The 1,751-nt window shown below is 47.6% G+C and carries 2 protein-coding genes; both read right to left on the bottom strand.

Annotation, left to right across the window (positions count from 1 at the left end; all coding sequences use genetic code 11):
• The coding region (locus AB4653_RS28165) for a glutamine amidotransferase-related protein (protein ID WP_372105926.1) at positions 1-404 on the bottom strand (404 nt) is incomplete at its 3' end.
• 2 nt (positions 405-406) lie between these two features.
• Positions 407-1,751: anthranilate synthase component 1 (locus tag AB4653_RS28160; protein ID WP_372105925.1), on the bottom strand; the 1,345-nt coding region annotated here is incomplete at its 5' end.

The following is a 1,751-nucleotide window of genomic DNA, read 5'->3' as shown; positions in this document are numbered from 1 at the left end:
AAAGAGTGGTAGCGAGCGATAGCCAGCGGCGAAGGTAAGCCTTGGTAAGTCGCATGGTTTTGGTGTTCCATCATCGACACCTTACCATGAATGATTTCGCCAGCGCCTGCAACGGTGCCGCCGTAGGCTTCAACAATCGCTTGGTGGCCTAAGCAAATACCAATCATTGGCACTTTGCCTTTTAGCAGCTGAATTAGCTCAGGCATGCAGCCCGCATCCGCTGGAGCGCCAGGGCCTGGCGAAAGCAGTGCAACAGGGTTGTCTAGTTCGTTGATCGCCGCTTCAACTACCTTTGCAGGAATGTTGTTACGGTAAATTTTCACGCTGTGACCTAATGAACGGAACTGGTCTACAAGGTTGTAAGTGAATGAGTCGAAGTTATCGATGAATACAATATCAGCCATGATTACGACTCCTTCTTGTTTGATGTGTGCTGATTTGCAGCAGCGCTTTTAGTATGAGCTGCTTGAATCGCAGAGATGACCGCTTGAGCTTTGCCGCGAGTTTCATCTGCTTCTGCTTGTGGATCTGAATCGAACACCACACCCGCGCCCGCTTGTACTTGTGCTACGCCATCTTCAACGTAAGCAGAACGAATTACGATACAAGTATCTAAAGTGCCTTCACCGGTTAGGTAACCAACTGCACCGCCGTAGCTACCACGACGTGTTTTTTCTACGTCACGGATAAGCTGCATTGCGCGGATTTTTGGTGCGCCTGTTAGCGTACCCATGTTCATACAAGCTTGGTAAGCGTGTAGAGCATCTAAGTCTTCACGTAGCTGACCAACAACACGAGAAACCAAGTGCATCACATGACTGTAGCGATCAACTTTAAGCAAGTCTGCTACGTGGCGAGTGCCAGCTTCTGCAATACGTGCCACATCGTTACGTGCTAGGTCGACTAGCATCATGTGCTCAGCGTTTTCTTTCTTGTCGGTACGCAGTTCAAGTTCGATACGGCTATCTAGGTCGAAATCGATTTGACCGTCTGGGCGTTTACCGCGACGACGAGTACCTGCAATTGGGTAAATTTCAATTTGGTTGGTTTCAGTTTCGTACTTCAGCGCACTTTCTGGAGAAGCACCAAACAGAGTAAACAGCTCATCTTGCATGTAGAACATGTAAGGGCTTGGGTTACTTTGCTTGAGTTCTTTGTAAGCAGCTAGTGGAGCAGGGCAAGGTAGCGTAAAGCGGCGTGAAGGAACTACTTGGAACACGTCGCCTTTAACGACGTATTCTTTTAAATCACGAACCGTTTGGCAGAAGTCTTCATCTGAAACGCTTGGTACAGCGTCAACATTGTCTAGTGGCGTAACTTCTGTGATGGCTTTCAATGACTGACACTGTGTTTGAATGTCGGCTAGGCGCTCTGTTAATTGCGCTTTGATGCTTTCATCTTGAGCAAACAAGCTCGCGTGAAGTAGGCCTTCGTTTTCTTGGTGGTCGAAACGTAATAGAGTCTCGGCAACGTAGAAAACAAAGTCAGGACAATTGTTGGTTGCTTCAGCATCGCCTAGCGGTTCAAAGTTCGCCACGATGTCGTAAGCGAATAGGCCAGCCATGAATAACGCGTGTTTGTTATTCGCGTCTTGCTCAAAGCTATGCTGAACCAAACGCAGTGCATCGAATGAAGACGCTTCTCTTAAGCGTGAGTCTTCGTCTAACTCGTTACTTGGCTCAACAAAAGTCAGCGTCAAAACGTTATTCGTAAGGTCAGATTTGATCTCTGTTTTAACGTTTTGAGATAGG

Source organism: Vibrio sp. 10N.222.48.A3 (assembly GCF_041475345.1).
Lineage (GTDB): Bacteria > Pseudomonadota > Gammaproteobacteria > Enterobacterales > Vibrionaceae > Vibrio > Vibrio tasmaniensis_A.
This window is presented reverse-complemented; position numbering and strand designations above follow the sequence as displayed.